Source organism: Methylobacterium sp. WL103, assembly GCF_008039885.1.
Lineage (GTDB): Bacteria > Pseudomonadota > Alphaproteobacteria > Rhizobiales > Beijerinckiaceae > Methylobacterium > Methylobacterium cerastii.
Map to the genome: position 1 here is coordinate 1 of NZ_VRUX01000009.1, position 16,060 is coordinate 16,060.

Annotated in this window: 19 protein-coding genes and 2 tRNA genes; 16 read left to right on the forward strand and 5 right to left on the reverse strand. The window is 65.0% G+C overall.

Annotated features, from left to right (window positions below; translation table 11 throughout):
* Positions 1-286: 286 nt before the first annotated feature.
* Positions 287-1,141, forward strand: coding sequence for a PhoH family protein (locus FV222_RS01415; protein ID WP_147812747.1), 855 nt, complete (start codon positions 287-289; stop codon positions 1,139-1,141).
* Between the two features lie 222 nt (positions 1,142-1,363).
* On the opposite strand, the gene FV222_RS01425 is transcribed toward FV222_RS01415, so the two are convergent.
* Positions 1,364-3,532 (reverse strand): heavy metal translocating P-type ATPase, encoded by a 2,169-nt coding sequence (locus tag FV222_RS01425; protein ID WP_147812748.1) that lies wholly within the window; start codon positions 3,530-3,532, stop codon positions 1,364-1,366.
* 117 nt (positions 3,533-3,649) lie between these two features.
* Between FV222_RS01425 and FV222_RS01430 the strand changes: the two genes are divergently transcribed.
* The 12 genes from FV222_RS01430 to FV222_RS01485 all read left to right on the forward strand — a co-directional run bounded on the left by FV222_RS01430 (position 3,650) and on the right by FV222_RS01485 (position 11,512).
* Positions 3,650-4,051 carry a helix-turn-helix domain-containing protein gene (locus FV222_RS01430; RefSeq protein ID WP_147812749.1) on the forward strand — a complete coding sequence of 134 codons (402 nt, stop codon included), beginning with the start codon at positions 3,650-3,652 and terminating at the stop codon, positions 4,049-4,051.
* Between the two features lie 212 nt (positions 4,052-4,263).
* Positions 4,264-4,971 (forward strand): hypothetical protein, encoded by a 708-nt coding sequence (locus FV222_RS01435; RefSeq protein ID WP_147812750.1) that lies wholly within the window; start codon positions 4,264-4,266, stop codon positions 4,969-4,971.
* Between the two features lie 58 nt (positions 4,972-5,029).
* Positions 5,030-5,305, forward strand: a complete 276-nt coding sequence (locus FV222_RS01440) for a hypothetical protein (protein ID WP_147812751.1) — start codon at positions 5,030-5,032, stop codon at positions 5,303-5,305.
* Positions 5,306-5,311: 6 nt separating this feature from the next.
* Positions 5,312-6,679: a DnaB-like helicase C-terminal domain-containing protein gene (locus tag FV222_RS01445; protein WP_147812752.1), complete on the forward strand. Its 1,368-nt coding sequence runs from the start codon at positions 5,312-5,314 to the stop codon at positions 6,677-6,679.
* The gene (locus FV222_RS01450; protein ID WP_210248427.1) at positions 6,679-6,882 is read left to right on the forward strand and encodes a hypothetical protein; all 204 of its coding nucleotides are present in this window, start codon (positions 6,679-6,681) and stop codon (positions 6,880-6,882) included. The genes FV222_RS01445 and FV222_RS01450 overlap by 1 nt, the downstream gene beginning before the upstream one ends.
* Positions 6,879-8,033 (forward strand): DNA primase, encoded by a 1,155-nt coding sequence (locus FV222_RS01455; protein ID WP_147812754.1) that lies wholly within the window; start codon positions 6,879-6,881, stop codon positions 8,031-8,033. Before FV222_RS01450 ends, FV222_RS01455 begins: the two co-directional genes overlap by 4 nt.
* A gap of 88 nt (positions 8,034-8,121) precedes the next feature.
* On the forward strand, positions 8,122-8,631 hold the full coding sequence (locus FV222_RS01460; protein WP_147812755.1) for a WGR domain-containing protein: 510 nt from the start codon (positions 8,122-8,124) through the stop codon (positions 8,629-8,631).
* Positions 8,631-8,873: a hypothetical protein gene (locus tag FV222_RS01465; protein ID WP_147812756.1), complete on the forward strand. Its 243-nt coding sequence runs from the start codon at positions 8,631-8,633 to the stop codon at positions 8,871-8,873. The genes FV222_RS01460 and FV222_RS01465 overlap by 1 nt, the downstream gene beginning before the upstream one ends.
* Before the next feature lies 1 nt (position 8,874).
* On the forward strand, positions 8,875-9,600 hold the full coding sequence (locus FV222_RS29275) for a hypothetical protein (protein ID WP_187277167.1): 726 nt from the start codon (positions 8,875-8,877) through the stop codon (positions 9,598-9,600).
* 114 nt (positions 9,601-9,714) lie between these two features.
* Positions 9,715-11,079 (forward strand): hypothetical protein, encoded by a 1,365-nt coding sequence (locus tag FV222_RS01475; RefSeq protein ID WP_147812757.1) that lies wholly within the window; start codon positions 9,715-9,717, stop codon positions 11,077-11,079.
* A gap of 279 nt (positions 11,080-11,358) precedes the next feature.
* Positions 11,359-11,434, forward strand: a tRNA-Met gene (locus tag FV222_RS01480).
* Between the two features lie 3 nt (positions 11,435-11,437).
* Positions 11,438-11,512: transfer RNA gene (locus tag FV222_RS01485), tRNA-Ile, on the forward strand.
* On the opposite strand, the gene FV222_RS01490 is transcribed toward FV222_RS01485, so the two are convergent.
* From FV222_RS01490 to FV222_RS01500, 3 genes are all read right to left on the reverse strand, one after another.
* Entirely contained in the window at positions 11,513-11,734 is a 222-nt protein-coding gene (locus FV222_RS01490) for a hypothetical protein (protein ID WP_147812758.1), read from the reverse strand.
* Positions 11,734-12,876, reverse strand: a complete 1,143-nt coding sequence (repC, locus tag FV222_RS01495; RefSeq protein ID WP_147812759.1) for a plasmid replication protein RepC — start codon at positions 12,874-12,876, stop codon at positions 11,734-11,736. Before repC ends, FV222_RS01490 begins: the two co-directional genes overlap by 1 nt.
* A 179-nt stretch (positions 12,877-13,055) precedes the next feature.
* Complete coding sequence (locus FV222_RS01500) at positions 13,056-13,253, reverse strand: ribbon-helix-helix domain-containing protein (protein ID WP_246685273.1); 198 nt, start codon at positions 13,251-13,253, stop codon at positions 13,056-13,058.
* A 179-nt stretch (positions 13,254-13,432) separates the two neighbouring features.
* Between FV222_RS01500 and FV222_RS01505 the strand changes: the two genes are divergently transcribed.
* Positions 13,433-14,311, forward strand: coding sequence for a tyrosine-type recombinase/integrase (locus FV222_RS01505; RefSeq protein WP_147812761.1), 879 nt, complete (start codon positions 13,433-13,435; stop codon positions 14,309-14,311).
* Positions 14,312-14,361: 50 nt separating this feature from the next.
* Here FV222_RS01505 and FV222_RS01510 read toward each other — a convergent pair whose 3' ends face one another.
* The gene (locus tag FV222_RS01510) at positions 14,362-14,679 is read right to left on the reverse strand and encodes a helix-turn-helix transcriptional regulator (protein WP_147812762.1); all 318 of its coding nucleotides are present in this window, start codon (positions 14,677-14,679) and stop codon (positions 14,362-14,364) included.
* A gap of 503 nt (positions 14,680-15,182) precedes the next feature.
* Between FV222_RS01510 and FV222_RS01515 the strand changes: the two genes are divergently transcribed.
* Together FV222_RS01515 and FV222_RS01520 are read left to right on the forward strand one after the other, a co-directional pair.
* A complete protein-coding gene (locus FV222_RS01515) occupies positions 15,183-15,596 on the forward strand; it encodes a helix-turn-helix transcriptional regulator (protein WP_147812763.1) in 414 nt (137 codons plus the stop codon).
* Between the two features lie 143 nt (positions 15,597-15,739).
* Complete coding sequence (locus FV222_RS01520) at positions 15,740-16,012, forward strand: hypothetical protein (RefSeq protein WP_147812764.1); 273 nt, start codon at positions 15,740-15,742, stop codon at positions 16,010-16,012.
* The last annotated feature ends 48 nt before the right edge of the window (positions 16,013-16,060 follow it).

The following is a 16,060-nucleotide window of genomic DNA, read 5'->3' on the forward strand; positions in this document are numbered from 1 at the left end:
CGGCATCCCTTCTCGGAACGCCCAGCGCCGAATGACACTCAATAACGCCATGTCGATCACTCCATGACCCCCCGACCAAAAAGCCAGGGGTGGGTTCAGACACGGGTCACTTCTCGATGGAAACTTCCGGCTCCGCCGGGTCAACTCTCAGCGGAAATCAACAGCCCACGGGCGGCCTTTCGCGTTTCTGGGCACGACACTTCTTGCTTGCGTCCAGAGATCAGTCAGTGCTTACTTATCACGCACGCTCTCTTTCCCTGCACCCCGACCCCGGAGTCGAGCTACCATGAGCACCCGTAAGGCACCTGCCCGTAAGGCCGCCGCCCGCACCGTCCGCACCGACACCCGCAAGGGCAAGCGCGGAGGCCACGGTCCTCTGCTCCAGCTTGTCACCGAGGAGTTCGCGGCCGTCCCGCCCGTGAAGGCTCGCAAGACCCCTGTGGAGCCGCTCAACGAGGCGCAGGCGCGCTTCGAGGCCCTGATGAACGCCAACACCTGCACGTTCGCCCTGGGCTGCGCAGGCACCGGCAAGACCTGGTATGCCGCTGCTCGCATGGCCGAGCGCCTGCGTGACGGCGAGACCGACCGGGTCATCATCACCCGCCCCGCCGTCGAGGCTGGCGAGAACCTCGGCTTCCTGCCGGGCGAGCTGGACGAGAAGTTCGAGCCCTACTTCCGCCCCGTGCGCGAGGCCTTCGAGGAGATCCTCGGCAAGGGCTTCACCGAGTATCTCATCAAGGCCGGCAAGATCGAGGCCCGGCCGCTGGCGCTCCTGCGTGGCTCCACCCTCAAGCACGCCGACGTGCTGCTCGACGAGGCGCAGAACACCACGCCCGGCCAGATGAAGATGTTCCTCACCCGCATCGGCGTCGAGACCCGCGTCGTGGTCAACGGCGATCCGGCCCAGAAGGACATCCCCGGCCCGAGCGGGCTGGTTGATGCCGTGAAGCGCCTGCGCAAGGTGGCCTCGGTCGGCGTGATCGAGTTCACGCGCGAGGACGTGGTCCGGTCGGGCTTCTGTCAGGACGTTTTGACCGCGTATGAAAATCCGGTTTCGGCAGGTTTTGTTGCCGACAACGACGAGCGGGAAGTCTACGATGAGGGTCTCAAGAGGACCCTCAGAATTGACGAAGCGGCTTAGTGGCATATACGCCATCCTAAACTTGAATAACGGACGGCATTACATCGGTAGTGCCGTCCATATCACTCGGCGCTGGTCCGTTCATTACAGCTACCTGGCTCGCGGCGATCACCAGAACTCCTACTTGCAGCGCGCCTGGGCCAAGCACGGCCCGGACGCCTTCGAGTTCTTCATCCTGGAGCTCGTCGAGCCCGAACGCCCGTCCGGACCGGCGGCATCATCTCAGGCCCGGAGGAGGCGCAGCGCGTTGGCGGTGACCAGGACCGTCGCGCCGGTGTCCGCCAGGATGGCCGGCCACAGGCCCGTGATCCCCGCCAGCGTGGTGACGAGGAACACCGCCTTCAGCCCGAGGGAGATGGCGACATTCTGGTGGATGTTGCCGAGGGTCGAGCGGGAGAGGACGACTAAGGCTGCCACGTCCGCGACCCGGTCGTTGAGAACGGCGGCATCCGCGGTCTCTAGGGCTGCGTCCGTGCCTCCGCCCATGGCGATGCCGACGCTGGCCGAGGCGAGTGCAGGCGCATCGTTGATGCCGTCGCCGACCATGGCAATCGGCCCCGCCTCCTTCAGTGTCGTGATCTCGGTGAGCTTGTCCCCCGGCAACAGGTCGGCGCGAACCGAGAGCCCGAGGCCCTTGGCAATCGCCTCGCCGGTGCGCCGGTTATCGCCGGTCAGCATCACGCATTCGACCCCGAGCCGACGCAAGGCGGCGACGCCGGCTTGAGCATCCGGGCGGGGCTCGTCGCGGACCGCCACCACCCCGAGCGCCTCGCCATCCCGGACCACGACGACGGCGGTCTTGCCCGCTTCCTCAAGGGCCTGCACCGCGGCTTCGGCCTCCGGAGCGAGACTGGCCAGCGTCACCGCATGGCGCGGGGATGCGACCACCACCATGCGGCCCGCAACCGTGGCTTGGACGGCCTTGCCGGGCACCGCCCTGGCGTCCCGGACGGGCCGCAGGGGGATGCCATCCGCTTCCGCCCGTTCGAGGAGGGCCCGGGCGATGGGATGGCTCGATCCGGCCTCGACCGCCGCCGCGAGCCCGAGCAGGGTGCGATCCGTCATGTCCGGGACGAACGGCAGGACATCCGTCACCCTCGGACGCCCGGCCGTGAGTGTCCCAGTCTTGTCGAAGGCCACAGTTCGGACCCGGCCGATAGTCTCCAGGGCCGCGCCTCCCTTGACCAGAAGCCCCCGCCGAGCCCCAGCGGCGAGCCCAGAGGCGATGGCAGCCGGGGTGGAGAGCACGAGGGCGCAGGGGCAGGCAATGAGGAGCAGCGCTAGTCCGCGATAGATCCAGTTGCCCCAGTCAGCGCCGAGCAGAAGGGGCGGACCGAGCGCCGCCAGCGCGGCGACCCCGAAGGCGACCGGCGTGTAGACGGCGCTGAAGCGGTCGATGAAGCGGGCGGTCGGCGACTTCGACGCCTGCGCCTCCTCGACCATGTGCAGGATGCGGGCGACGGTGTTGTCGGACGGCATCCGGGTCACCCTAACCTGCAGGGCGCCGTCCGCGTTGACGCTCCCTGCATAGACCGTGTCACCGACCCCCTTCGGCCGAGGCACGGATTCCCCTGTGATGGGGGACTCGTCGAGGCTCGACGCACCGTCCGTGACCTCCCCGTCAGCGGGAACGCGGTCGCCTGGGCGCACCAGAACGGTCTGGCCGATCACCAGGGTGGCGGCCGGCACCTCGCGGACGGCACCGTCGCCGTCTTCGACCAGCCGGGCCGTCTTCGGCACCAGCCCGACGAGCGCCTTGATGCCGGCCCGGGACCGACCAGCCGCGAAGCCTTCGAGCAGCTCGCCGACGGTGAACAGCAGGACGACGACGGCGGCTTCCTCGGAGGCATGGATGGCCAGCGCCCCGAGGGTCGCGACCGACATCAGCATCTCGATGGAGAAGGGCGAACCGTTGCGTGCCGCGGCGATGGCCCTGCGTCCGTAGAAGGTGAGCCCAAGGAGGGCGCCCGGCCAGTAGGCGTATTCACCGGCCAGTTCTGGCCGGATGCGGTCCAAGAGGAAGCCCACCGCGAACAGGACGGCGATCGCGAGGGCTAGGAACCCCTTGCGGCTGCGCCAGGCCGGTGGCTCGCTTTCCTCCTCCTCAATGACGGGAACCGCATCGCCGCTGGCGTGGGCTCGGGCGAGATCGGCGGCGGTGGGCAGGGAGGCGACGCCGTAGCCGAGCCCGGCGATCCGCTCCTCCAGGTCCCCCCGACGCGTCGCGCCCTCGTCGAGCACCAGGTCCAGGACCTGCGCCGTGTAGTTGACGCGCACGTCCCCGACACCCGGAAGGCGGGTCACCGCCGTCTCGATCTTGGTCGCGCAACTCGGGCAATCCATGCCCTTCACACGATAACGCAGCGCCGTCGCCGCGGCCGTCACTTCCATCGGTCCCGTCCCTGTCGTGGCTCGCTCCGCCACCCCAGGCTTCACGCCAGGCGGTCGGAGACCCTACATGCACCCTGTAGCAACTACAGGGTCAAGGCCGTGGCGCACGCATCCTCCATGACCATCGGTGATCTCGCCGCGGCGACGAACACGCACGTCGAGACGGTCCGGTGGTATGAGAAGGTGAAGCTCCTGCCGACCCCACCTCGGTCGTCGAGCAACTATCGGCTCTACGGGCCAGAGCACTTGCGCCGCCTGAGCTTCATCCGCCGTGGCCGGGACCTCGGCTTCACGGTGGACCAGATCCGGGAGCTTCTCGCTCTGGCCGACGACCGCGACCGTTCCTGTGCCGAGGTCGATACGATTGCGCGGGTGCATCTGGCGGAGGTCGAGCGCAAGCTTGCCGACCTAGCCCGCCTTGCCAGTGAGTTGCGGGACGTCATCGGTCAGTGCGGGTGCGGCTCGGTCGCCGACTGCCGCATCATCGAGGCCTTGTCGCCCCACGGCGAGCCGTCCTGAAGATGCCGTGACCAGCCTGGGGGTAGGTGGAAGTGCAGTTCACCGCTGATGTTGCATAGGCGTCAAGCGCCTGAAAGCGGGCCATCACACCTTCTACAACTGGTCGGAAGCGGAAATCAGCGCGTCAACGAAACGCCTGTCGCTGATCGCTATAACGAGAGCAACGACAACGACGACCGCAGCGGCGTCGAGAGGTTCCTCAAGGCAGAGTGATGACGGATCAGGTAGCAGACGACGCGATTTTCGGGCTCGATACGCCTCTCGACAAGTGCCACGACATCATGCTGGCACTCGGAGCGAAGCTGGTCGAGCCCGAGCGTTGGCTGATGGGGAGCAAGTGGTTCGACTACCGCTGGCTCAACCCTGTCCACGCGACCTACCTGTTCGCTGACGCCTACCGGGACGTCTACAAGCGCATGTTCAAGGAGAACATGGACAGCGCGAAGGCGGAATACGTGAAGGGGATCAAGAGCGCCGATCCCTTCGACATGAAGCAGGCCGACCGCGACCGGGTCGGCCTGTGGAAGGCCCGTCAGATGGCCGACGGCATGGGGATGCCCTACGACGTGTTCATCGCCATCGCGATGCACTGGTCCCTGCGCAAGTGCAAGAAGGACTACCTGCCCCGACCGAGCCATCTCTACAACTTCGATCTGCTTACGGCCGTCAACGAGACCTGGGAGGACCGGCAGACTGGCATCCTCTACGTGGGCAAGGACGACCGCTTCAAGAACGAGCGCTACGCGGCCTCGCCGATCCAGGACGCGCACCACGAATGGCTCCTGAACCAGATCGGCAAGCGCTCGAATCCGGCCCGTCTGATCGCCAACCTCGTCTACACGGCCCAGATGCTGCCAGCCGAAAAGATCGTCGGGCGCTTCGGCCCCGAGGTCATGCAGCGGGCCGACGACGTTCGCTGAGAAACGCCTCGCGCGTCTCGCTATAACTGACACTCACGACAGCATGAGAGCACACCAGATGAACCACGCACGCCCTGCTCACGTCGAGCGTCGCACGATCGGCGCTCGCCCCAAGCTGACCCCGCCCAAGCCGAAGGCCTGGAACCACCAGGACGAGCTGCGCGAGCGTCGCGGCAAGCCCTTCATCCTGACCCTGACCGACGGCTCGAAGATCGAGGGCTACCTCGCCGAGGCGGATCAGTTCACGCTCAAGGTCCGTTTCGCTGACGAGAATGGTCAGTCAGTAGTGACTTTTTCCAAGCACTCGATCCGCAGCTACCAGTTCGCGGAGTAAGCCAGCATGACGGCGCACGTTGATCCCGACGAGGCCGAGACTGGCGCGACGCCCGCTGTTGCGGCTGCGCGCTACGATTTCGACATCGAGTTCCAGAACAAGATCGCCGCGATGGTGGTCCGCGACACCGGGTTCGCGAACCGCACCGACGGCCTCATCATGCCGTTCTTCTTCGAGGAGACGGCGACCGCAGTCCTCGTCAAGCTCGCGAGCGACTACTTCAAGACCTACAAGAAGGCGCCGGACAAGGTCACGCTGTTCAAGCTGACCAAGGATGCCATCGCGAAGAAGATCATCCGCAAGGACATGGTCGACGACGTGAAGGAGCGCATCCGCGACCTGCTCACGACCGACATCTCCGACCGCGACTTCGTGGTCGAGGAGGTCGCGACCTTCGCCCGGCACCGTGCGATCGAGGACGCGATCCTCGGCGCCGCCCAGGATCTCGAAGCCGGCGACTTCGACCGCGCCGGCAAGCGCATGGATGCTGCTCGCCTCGTCGGGGCGAACGACGACATGGGCGCCTACGACTACTGGGCCGAGATCGGGAACCGCACCAAGCACCGCGTCGCGGTCGCCACGGGCACGCTCAAGAAGGACGGGATCACCACCGGCATCCCCGAGATCGACAAGATGCTCTACCACGGCGGATGGGGTCGGAAGGAGCTGAACGCGATGATGGCGCCCGCGAAGGGCGGCAAGTCGATGTCGATCGCCGACTTCGGCAAGTATGCGTCCTTCGCCGGCTTCAACGTCATCTACTTCACGCTCGAAGTGGCCGCGCGGATCATTGCGGATCGTCTCGACGCGAACATCTCCGAGACCCTGATGAAGGGTCTCAACGACGATCCGTTCAAGGTCGAGGCGCTCATCAAGGCGGCCGAGGCGAAGGCCGGCAAGTTCATCGTCCACGAGTTCCCGTCGGGCACGCTCAAGCCCTCGCAGATGCGCCGCATCCTCCAGCGCTACCGCGCGCAGGGCGTCATCTTCGACCTCATCATCTGCGACTACGCGGACATCATGGCGCCCGAGTTCCGCAACGACAGCCCGATCGAGAACTCCAAGTCGATCTGGCTGGATCTCCGGGCCATCGCGTTCGAGGAAAACGCTGCGATGCTGACCGCGACGCAGACGAACCGCGAGGGCGCCAAGTCTACGTCAGTCAAAGCGACCGACGTGGCCGAGGACTACAACAAGATCCGTATCGCAGACGTGGTCATCGCGATCTCGGCGACGACGGACGAGAAGGCGATCAACGAGGCGCGCATCGAGTTCGTCGCGCACCGCAACGGCGAGGAAGGCCTCGTGATCCGGGTCAAGCAGGACCGGTCGCGGATGCAGTTCATCAAGTCGGTCATCTCGGTGGGGTTCTGATGAGCTGGCCCATGACGCCCCAGCAGGTGACGGCCGAGTTCGCGGCCGTCCTCTCGTGGTCGGAGGAGGCGCGCGTCGCCTACGCGAAGGCGCTCGCCTCCTACCGTCGCGCCGGCTCGCCGGGCGTCCCCCTCGGGGCGCTCGACTACCAGGAGACCTACCGCAAGGAGCGTCGCAAGCGGCGCAGAAAGGGCAAGGGATGAGCGACGACATCAAGGAGCTGTCCGAGGAGCTCGACCTCGAACAGTGGTTCGATAGCGAGGGCGTCGCCTACAAGATGACGCAAGGCTCGTCCGGGATGCAGATCAACGTCCAGGAGTGCCCGGATTCGACCTGCGGGGACAGCCGCTACCGCGTCTACCTGAACGCCGAGACCGGCGTCGGCAACTGCTTCATCTGCAACGCCCGCTTCTCCAAGCTCGGGTTCATCCACACCCACCTGCACGGCGACCCGAAGGCGTCGAAGTGGGCCGAGACCTTCCGGCACGTCAAGCAGCACCTGGCCGACCAGGGCTGGAGACCCAAGCGCAAGACGCCGGTCGCGATCACCACGGGCGCCGTGAAGCTCCCCGACAGCTTCCCGCTGCCGACGCCCGACGGCCAGAACCTGACCTACCTCGAAGGGCGCGGGATCGACGCGGAGATGGCTGCCTACTTCCACCTTCGCTACTGCGACAGCGGCTGGTGGAATTTCACGAAGGAGGACGGCTCGAAGGGCGGGCAGAAATTCGAGCAGCGGCTCATCATCCCGGTGTTCGATCTCGACGGCGAGCTCGTGACGTTCCAGGGCCGCGACGTGCTCGGGAACGCAGACCCCAAATACCTCTTCCCGAAGGGCCTGCCGGGCACCGGCCGGTTCCTTTACAACGGGCAGAACGCGGTGCGCTCGAAGCGGGTCGCGATGGGGGAGGGCGCCTTCGACGTCTTCGGGCTCAAGCTCGCCCTCGATGCCGATCCCGCGCTTCGCGACATCACCCCGGTCGGCTCGTTCGGCAAGCACCTGTCCTACGGCGACGCCAACGGCCGCGATCAGATCGGCTGCTTCCTGACCCTGCGCAAGCACGGGCTGGAAGAGGTCATCATCGTCTGGGACGGCACGCCCGACGCCCTGGCTGCCGCGCTCAAGGCGGCCGAGCAGCTCCGGAAGATCTCCTTGCGGGTCAAGATCGCCCTGATGCCGCTCGACACCGATCCGAACGAGTGCGACGGCGCCATCACCCGGCAGGCGATCTACGGCGCGACGCCCTATTCCGCCCAGCTCGCGGTGAAGTGGCGTCTCCAGAACCCCTACACGCAGGCGCGGCGCGAGCTCGCCCGCGACAGCGCTGCCAAGCGCATCCAGCTCGCGGCGTGATTTTACCAGTCACTGCTGACTGATTTGCCGCGAGCACGTCGCTATAACTGAACTCGAACGAACGCACACAGAGCGCAGCGAGGAGAGCATGTCGGCCTATCCGATCGTGATCCGCAAGATCACCATGAAGCATCGCACGCACGAGAAGGACTACCACCAGGTCCTGATCGTGACGGACGACGAGCGCTGTCTCGTCGTCAACCGCTGGGGCAAGCGCGGCCAGAAGGGGCAGATGGAGTTCCATCGCTTCTCCAACCCGAAGCTCGCCGTCGAGGCGCTCAACGCCAAGCGCAGCACGAAGGAGAGGGGCGGCTACGTCTACGACCAGCGCGCCGACCTCTCGAAGGATGCCGACGACGAGGACGCGTTCCGCAAGGCTCTCGGGCTGATCTACTGGACCGGCATGAAGTCGGAGCTGGAGTGGCTCGTCCCCGGCATCGACACGGCCGGCGCGAAGGACCCGGACCTGCCGACCTGGGAGGAGGGCGCCGACGGCAAGATGGTCCACAAGGGCTACCAGCCCAAGCACAAGTTCGTCGAAGCCGAGCCGACCGTCGAGCAGAAGGTCGCCGAGAACGAGAACTGGGGCGCCTGGTAGTGTCCGAGGCGGTCGTCGTCCCGAACACCCGCGAGTGGATGCCGCCGCTGTTCGCTGCGCTGGAGCGCATGGCTCGCGCCGAGGTCATCGTCGCGCTGCGCGAGCCGCAGCGCCGGCTCACCGTCCTTCTCCACAACCGCTCGGTCGCCCTGGCCGAGCAAGCCGAACTCGATCGCTTCGCGGACGAGGCTGCGCAGGTGCGCGCCGAGCTCGAAGCGGATCCAACCTGGGGAATGTTCTGACATGCACATCAAGACCCTGTCCGAGAAGAACGAGGCCCGGATCGCCTGCCCGATCTTCGGAGCCGAGACCCGGCTCGCCGACTGCTTCTCGCTGGAGCAGAAGGTCGCCCGCGCCAAAGGCGGCTCGGAGCGCAAGGGCTGCCAGGCCTGCATCTCGTCCTCGAAGTGCCCGATCTACTGGATCAATCGCGACATCCGGGCGAACGGGGCCGACCCCTACTTCTCGGCCGAGCCCAAGCTCGTGTCGCTGTCGGACAAGCATCTCGATGCGATCCGGCCGATCATCGTGCTCGCCCACATGATCGACACCTACAACCCGTCGCCCGAGGAGCGCGAGGCGATCATCGCGGCCAACGAGGCAGCCTCGTCGGGTGCCAAGCCCTCGAAGCGCGCCAAGCCGATCGCGGGCGTGAAGCTCGCAGCGGTCTCGCGCGACAGCGGCCCCGTAGGAACGTCAGGGGAGGGCGCAGAGCGCGACGACATCACCCGCGCTGCGATGAGCGGTGACATGGGCGCAGCGCTCTCACGGGCCGCCCAGAGCGCCCCGAAGCCCGATCCCGTCGCAGAGCCCGAGCCGGCGCCGGCCGCGAAGGTCGAGAAGCCCGCCCCGGCTCCGAAGCCCAAGCCCGCCCCGAAGGTCTCAGCACCCGCGCCGGCCCCGAGCGGAGCCCAGCCGATGTCGCTGCTGGAGCGCGCCCGTCAGCTCACCGCCCAGAAGGCCGCCTGATGTTCAGCATCTGCATGTGGCTCGCCGCCTGGTCGGTCTGGGACGTGAGCCCCTGGACCGGCTTCTTCCTCCTGATGGCCGCCCTCTTCCACCCCAACAACTAGGGAACGAACCGTGAACTCGAATGACGTCCTTAAGCTGCTGATCCAGATCGACAACACGTCCTCCCGAACGGCGAAGGAGGATCTCCTGCGCGAGCACATCGGCGACGAGCTGGTGCGCCAGGTGGTCACGATCGCCTACGACCCGTTCATCACCTTCGGGATCACCCCGCCCGAGCCGCCGACCACGCCCGGCACGCGCAGCTTCGGCGGCGACGACCCGCAGCCCTGGATCATGCTGCACCAGCTCTCGAAGCGGGAGCTGACCGGGAACGCGGCCAAGATCGCGGTCGAGCGGATGCTCGCCGACCTCGACGGGCAGTCGGCCGCTCTGCTGTGGCGGATGCTCCGGAAGGATCTCCGCTGCGGCATCACCGAGAAGACCATCAACACGGTCCTGCCCGGCACGGTGCCCACCTTCGACGTGATGCTGTCCAAGCCCTTCGAGGCCAAGCGCGTGAAGGCGTGGCCGGTCGCTGTCGAGCCCAAGCTCGATGGCCTGCGGGCGCTCTGCATCGTGAAGGACGGCACGGGCAAGTTCTTCTCGCGCGTCGGCAACCACTTCCCGGCGCTCGATCACCTGGGACCGGGCCAGGTCTCGATGGTGCAGGCTGCCTGGGAGACCGCGAAGCGCGAGCAGTCCACGAGCCGTCTGGTCGAGGTCTACTACAAGCTGCTGGGCGGTGACGCCGGCCCGTCGCTCGCGCTCGACAGCGAGATCACGGCCGGCTCGTTCAACAAGACCTCGGGCGACGTGAAGCGCAAGAGCGAGCAGGCGAAGGACTCGGTCATCAACCTGTTCGACGCTCTGCCGGCCAAGCAGATGCTTGCGACCGACACGCCCGAGATCAAGATCCCCTTCAAGATCCGCCGGGGCTTCGCGCAGTGGGTCCGGGGCTTCGCGCCGAAGGATCACCCGATCGTCATGACGGACCTGCGCACGGCCAAGTCGGTCGAGGAGATCGAGGCCATCTACGACGAGCACCGGGCGGCCGGTCTCGAAGGCGCGATGGTGAAGCCGTTCGACGCCAGCTACGTCAAGAAGAAGGGCTTCCTCTGGATGAAGATGAAGAACGAGAGCACGGAGGATCTGCGGGTCGTCGGTGCCTTCGAGGGCGAGGGCAAGTATGTCGGGTCGCTGGGCGGCCTGATCGTGGACCGGGCCGGCGTGCAGGTGCGCGTGGGCGGCGGTTTCAGCGACGCGCAGCGGCGTGAGATCTGGGACGACTTCCTGGGACCGGTCGAGAAGCAGGCGCGCGTGCTCGGTCGGCTGATCGAGGTCGAGTATCACGAGGTCACGCCCGACGGCTCGCTTCGTCACCCGCGCTTCGTCAGGTGGCGCGATGACAAGGACGAGCAGCTCAAGGTCGCCGCATAAAATCGGGCGGTCAGAGGAAAGTCACCGTTGACTTACTTCTGAGCGACCCGTAGAACGGTCTTCGGCAGCCGACGCTTCGTCGTGTTTCCTCTGTGTGCATAGGGCGGCCCTACGGGGTCGCCCTTTTTATGTGAGCCCTGTTCCGCGCCGCGCACGTTTGCCAAGCTACGTGAGGCGGATACCCAAGGACGGGCTCATCCCAGTGTGGGGGAGCGGGTTGTCGGACGGTCGGCCAGAGGGCTCACCGTTGCGGGCGAAAGCCCTCCTTCCCTAACCCCTCGCGGAGTAGCTCAGTTGGTAGAGCGCGGCCCTCATAAGGCCGTTGTCGCTGGTTCAAGTCCAGCTTCCGCGACCATGGCGTCGGGTAGCTCAGTGGTAGAGCACAGTCCTGATAAGACTGGGGTCGGTGGTTCAATCCCATCCCTGACGACCATCACTTGTTGTCCGCGGTGCCGAGATACTGCAACACGTTGAGCATATGCTCCGTCTCTGGCGTATCCACGCGGTCATCCGTCGGCATATGGGTTGCCGTGTAGGCCTGCAACCACGCTTTATAGAAACCGTTTTTCAGGTTGAACTCTCCGAGCAGCTTCATGGCGTCCTGGAGCTGGCGCACCTGCTGCTCCAGGTTCTCGATCTTCTCTGCATCCGTCATCACTGCATCCTCCTCCGTCGCATCGCCAGAATCTCAGTCTCGACCGCATAGCGGCCCTCCGACGCCAGGCGCACCAGGCCCCGGAAGTAGCCGCCTGGATTGCGGATCCGGTTCTCACCCGAGGTCACGTCGTCGTCGTGGATCTGGGTGACGACCAGGACGAGGAGGGCGGCCTTGAGCCGGCCGAGAGATTCGCACGCCTCGGCCCATGCCGACTGATGCGCGCCGATCGCAGCCCGCAGGCTCTGACCGAGGTCGACGAGCTCTGCCACATTTAGAATCTCAGCGGGCGCGAACGCCCGCGCCGCAGGCAAGGCGTCAAGGACCAATTCCGGCGTCAGGGCCGCCTCATCGACAGGATGACCCGCCCTTCTCGGAGGACTTTTGCTACAAGGCTCACTAGGAGACCCGTTGTCTGTTTCTATGTGAGGGCACGAATTGCCGGCACAGCCGGCTTGATAGAACCGTTCCTCGACCATGGCCCGAAGCTCGGACCAGGCGTCGAGCAGCTCCGAGCTCGGCTCAGGCCCGCTTCGGCGGTTTGGAGAAGATGCTTCCAGATCCGCCTGCGCCGCGCGGAGATCGTGGGAGGATATTTCGGGGTGTCGCGTAGCAAGCCCCAGGAGCGCTTCCGACACGTCTCTGCGGGCACAGGTCAAAAAGTCGAACGAACGCCGCCTGCGCTCAACCTCGGCGGTCAGTTTTGCGAGCCTCTCGACCCATTCGCCCCGTCGCGCGACGAGCGGGGTCAGATCGAACCCGTAGGCGTCGATGATCGCACCACCCGGCGCCCGGATCGCGAAGCGCTTTCCGTTGGCCGAGTCCTTCACCGTGACCAGGCCCTCGCGCACGAGATCGCGCACAGCGTAGCGCACGCCGCGTTCCGACAGGCCGGTGCGCCCGACGAGATAGTCGTTCGAGGGCCAGACCAGGACGCGAGACCACTCCTGCTCGCCCCACACGGCGCAGAGCTCCGAGAGGACAGCGCGAAGGCTCGGGCGCAACTTGAGGGCCTTCGCAGCCTCTCGCGCGCAACCAGACAGCTCCTTCCGGCTCACGGTTCGATCAGTATCTAGTGACTGTCGTCGACCGCGAATTGTTTGAACAGTCAGTGGACGCTGACCGGTGTTCCCCGTTTCCACTTCAACCCTCCGTTGAGAAGGCAAAGCGGGACCGATCTCCCCGAAGGGAGTTCTTGACGAATGCGAGGGAAGGGAGCATTAAGGCGGTGCAAACCCGGCCTGGCTCCTTCCCAAGGATGTCTGGTCCCAACGGCTCCGAGGTTCCCCAACCTCGGGGCCGTTTTGCTTTTGCCGCTACGTCATGCTGCGTTCGCTTCCTTGAAGGCCTTCTGGAGCGCCCAGGAGATCGCCTCGGAGCGGTTCGAGAACCGTCCATCCGCAATCGACTTGTCGATGAGGTCGCGAAGCTCGGCTGGAACCCACACGTTCTGCTGCGTCATGCCCTTTTCCCGAAGGGCCGAACGCCTGCGCGCTTGCCGGCGCTGATCGCCGGCCATGAGTTCTGCGAGCCGTTCCTCTGCGTTCATCGGGGCCTTCCGATTCTAGCCACAGGACTAGCCATGGACCGATTCTGGGTAGCGTGGCAACAAGCGTTTCTTAACGGTTCACACGGCGATCTGACGGTCTGGAGCCGACGCAAGACAAGAACGCTTATCTTGCGTCAGAGGAAAACGGCATGAGCAACGCCCTCGTTCTCGTCGCGGAGCCCGTCGAGGCTCAACAGCCGGCCCAGGCCGACGACGACGTGCAGATGGTCCGTCTCTGGATCGCCCGGTCGGCGAGCCGGCACACCAGGCGCAACTACGAGCGCGAGGCGTTCCGGTTTCTCGCCTGGGTCGGCCGGCCGCTCGCCATGATCCGGATCGCCGACCTGCAAGGCTACCTCGCGAGCCGAACCGGATCGTCGGCCACGGTCGCGCTCACGGCCTCGGCGCTCAAAAGCCTGCTCACCTTCGCTCAGGAGGTCGGCTACCTGCGCTTCAACATCGGCGCAGCGGTGAAGGTGCCGCCGATCAAGAACACGCTCGCCGAGCGCATCATGTCGGAAGCGGACGCGCTGCTGCTGATCCGGCAGGAGCCCGTCATGCGAAACCGCGTGCTGCTGACCGTGCTCTACGGCGGCGGGTTGCGGATCTCCGAGGTCTGCGGCTTGCGCTGGCGCGATCTCGTCGCGCGTGACCAGGCCGGGCAGGCGACGGTGTTCGGGAAGGGCGGCAAGACGCGGGTGGTGCTGCTGTCTGGCGCAACCTGGAAGGAGCTCACGAAGCTGCGCGCGGAAAGCGAACTTGACGCTCCGGTGTTCCGATCGAAGAAGGGCGGGTCGCTCGACCCCAGCTCCGTGCATCGGGTGGTGAAGGCAGCAGCGGCCAGGGCAGGGCTCTCGACCGAGGTCTCAGCGCACTGGCTGCGCCACGCTCACGCCTCACACAGCCTCGACCGGGGCGCCCCGATCCATCTCGTGCAGGCAACGCTGGGGCACGCTAGTGTCGCAACCACGGGGCGCTATCTGCACGCCCGACCGTCCGAGAGTTCGGCCCGGTTTCTGGGCGTGTGAGGCGCCGTTCGCATAAGGTATCTTATGGAACTTACAGCGTTATCAACAAGTTATGGCTCGCCGCTTCTATCGGGGAACGGCTTCTCATCCGCAATCCCACAGATGGACGGGCCTTTGTCGAAGATGGGGTTCCAGGTGAGATAGAGGCCGGGACCGATCGCCTCGACGCTGTCGATGAAGGCAACGCCTTGGTTCTCGAACGCCTGTTGGATACGATGCAGGGTGTTCCGGTGGACGGGTGGCACGCCATCAACGCTCTCGCACCGACGCAACGTCTTGTCAGAAACGCCTGACACCTTCGCGAGTTCTTTCAGTGACAGCCGCAGGATCGCGCGGGCAGCTCGGATCTGACAACCTTGAAGAGGCACCCTGTTCCCACGGTTCGGCCCCTGACGACGATGGATCGAGACACTATCCTGTGAACGCCCATGAGAGGTTACGGAAAAAACTACAAGGCTACCAAATGGCGACCTAGGTTCCGGTGGGGCACCGTCGTGAAGGATCTCGCGACGTAGGCTAAGGCTCTCGAATCGCAACGGTATTCATGGTCCTGCTTCGATGAACAACCTCATAGCTAGACCGACGAAAAGGCCAAGATTTTTCGTGTTGGAAACCGGTCCGAAACCATTTCGGACGAAAAATCGAGCACAGTCAGTATTGACATATCATGGCGATGTATGGTTGGTCGATACAATTGCAAACTGCGCTTTGCCACGCACACGCCGCTGATTGATCGCTATATGTTCTCTGCGTCTCATGAAGAAATTCACTTAACGCAGCAGATCAGAGCAAATGAATCCGATCAGCCATATAATATAGGAGACCTGACGTGTCGCTAACTCCCTCTGGTAAGCCCTTCGAGAACACCCGGATGGCGGAGTTCTTGCGCAGGCGCATAGACGAATTATCCTCGCGCAAATCTCAGCGGGAAATCGCGCTAGAAGCGGGATACGAGAAGCCCAACATCCTCTCAATGTTCAAGCGCGGCGAGACCAAGGTCCCCTTCGACAAGGTCCCAGCACTAGCAGACGCCCTCGAAGTCGATCCCAACCACTTGCTTCGGCTCCAGATGGAGCAGCCCGGTGGCTACGATCCGAAGGTCATCGACAAGATGCTCGGGCAGATCACGACCTCGGGTGAGCGCAAGGTCATCGCAGCCCTGCGCGAGGCCAACGAGGGTCACGACCTCGATCTCGGCGACAAGGAAGTCCGTGAGCTGGCCGACAGCTACCGGAAGATCCTGACCAAGCGCGCAGCTGCCAAGAAGGTGGCCCAGAGCGCCTAAGACAGACGGCGATGCGCGGAGTTTCCGCGCGTCGAGACCGTGTTGCAGGGATGCCGCACGCCCTCGTGCGGCCATTTTTCGCCTTGAAAAGGTCAGTCACGACTGACTACATACGCCCAGTCCCCTGAAAGGTCCACGTTTCGATGTCCAGCGCCGCCCTCAAGCTCGTCCCGTCGTCTGCCCCGTTCGAGACGCCTACCAACGATCTCGACGCCTTGCTCTACATCACGCCGTTCAATCCCACCGTCCTTCACGTCACCCAGGAAGCGGCGCTCGATGTCGTGTCCGAGCTGGAGCAGAAAAAGTTCGCGGAGATGGGATCGGTCGAGCAGTATTCCGGTATCCATCCGAAGCACGGGCCGTGCATCATTCTCATCACGTCCAGCTCTGATTCCATCATCATCCCTATTTTGTAGCCGTTGATAGTGCGCTACAAATAAATCAGTCAGCAGTGACTAAGAGGC

Excerpts from the sequence above, each read along its gene's own strand:
- FV222_RS01460 (WP_147812755.1), top strand. The coding sequence starts at position 8,122 with ATGTCGGCCTATCCGATCGTGATCCGCAAGATCACCATGAAGCATCGC.
- FV222_RS01440 (WP_147812751.1), top strand. The coding sequence starts at position 5,030 with ATGAACCACGCACGCCCTGCTCACGTCGAGCGTCGCACGATCGGCGCT.
- FV222_RS01450 (WP_210248427.1), top strand. The coding sequence starts at position 6,679 with ATGAGCTGGCCCATGACGCCCCAGCAGGTGACGGCCGAGTTCGCGGCC.
- FV222_RS01435 (WP_147812750.1), top strand. The coding sequence starts at position 4,264 with ATGACGGATCAGGTAGCAGACGACGCGATTTTCGGGCTCGATACGCCT.
- FV222_RS01505 (WP_147812761.1), top strand. The coding sequence starts at position 13,433 with ATGAGCAACGCCCTCGTTCTCGTCGCGGAGCCCGTCGAGGCTCAACAG.
- FV222_RS01445 (WP_147812752.1), top strand. The coding sequence starts at position 5,312 with ATGACGGCGCACGTTGATCCCGACGAGGCCGAGACTGGCGCGACGCCC.
- FV222_RS01430 (WP_147812749.1), top strand. The coding sequence starts at position 3,650 with ATGACCATCGGTGATCTCGCCGCGGCGACGAACACGCACGTCGAGACG.
- FV222_RS01455 (WP_147812754.1), top strand. The coding sequence starts at position 6,879 with ATGAGCGACGACATCAAGGAGCTGTCCGAGGAGCTCGACCTCGAACAG.
- FV222_RS01500 (WP_246685273.1), bottom strand. The coding sequence starts at position 13,253 with ATGGCCGGCGATCAGCGCCGGCAAGCGCGCAGGCGTTCGGCCCTTCGG.
- FV222_RS29275 (WP_187277167.1), top strand. The coding sequence starts at position 8,875 with ATGCACATCAAGACCCTGTCCGAGAAGAACGAGGCCCGGATCGCCTGC.
- FV222_RS01520 (WP_147812764.1), top strand. The coding sequence starts at position 15,740 with ATGTCCAGCGCCGCCCTCAAGCTCGTCCCGTCGTCTGCCCCGTTCGAG.
- FV222_RS01490 (WP_147812758.1), bottom strand. The coding sequence starts at position 11,734 with ATGACGGATGCAGAGAAGATCGAGAACCTGGAGCAGCAGGTGCGCCAG.
- FV222_RS01515 (WP_147812763.1), top strand. The coding sequence starts at position 15,183 with ATGGCGGAGTTCTTGCGCAGGCGCATAGACGAATTATCCTCGCGCAAA.
- FV222_RS01425 (WP_147812748.1), bottom strand. The coding sequence starts at position 3,532 with ATGGAAGTGACGGCCGCGGCGACGGCGCTGCGTTATCGTGTGAAGGGC.
- FV222_RS01415 (WP_147812747.1), top strand. The coding sequence starts at position 287 with ATGAGCACCCGTAAGGCACCTGCCCGTAAGGCCGCCGCCCGCACCGTC.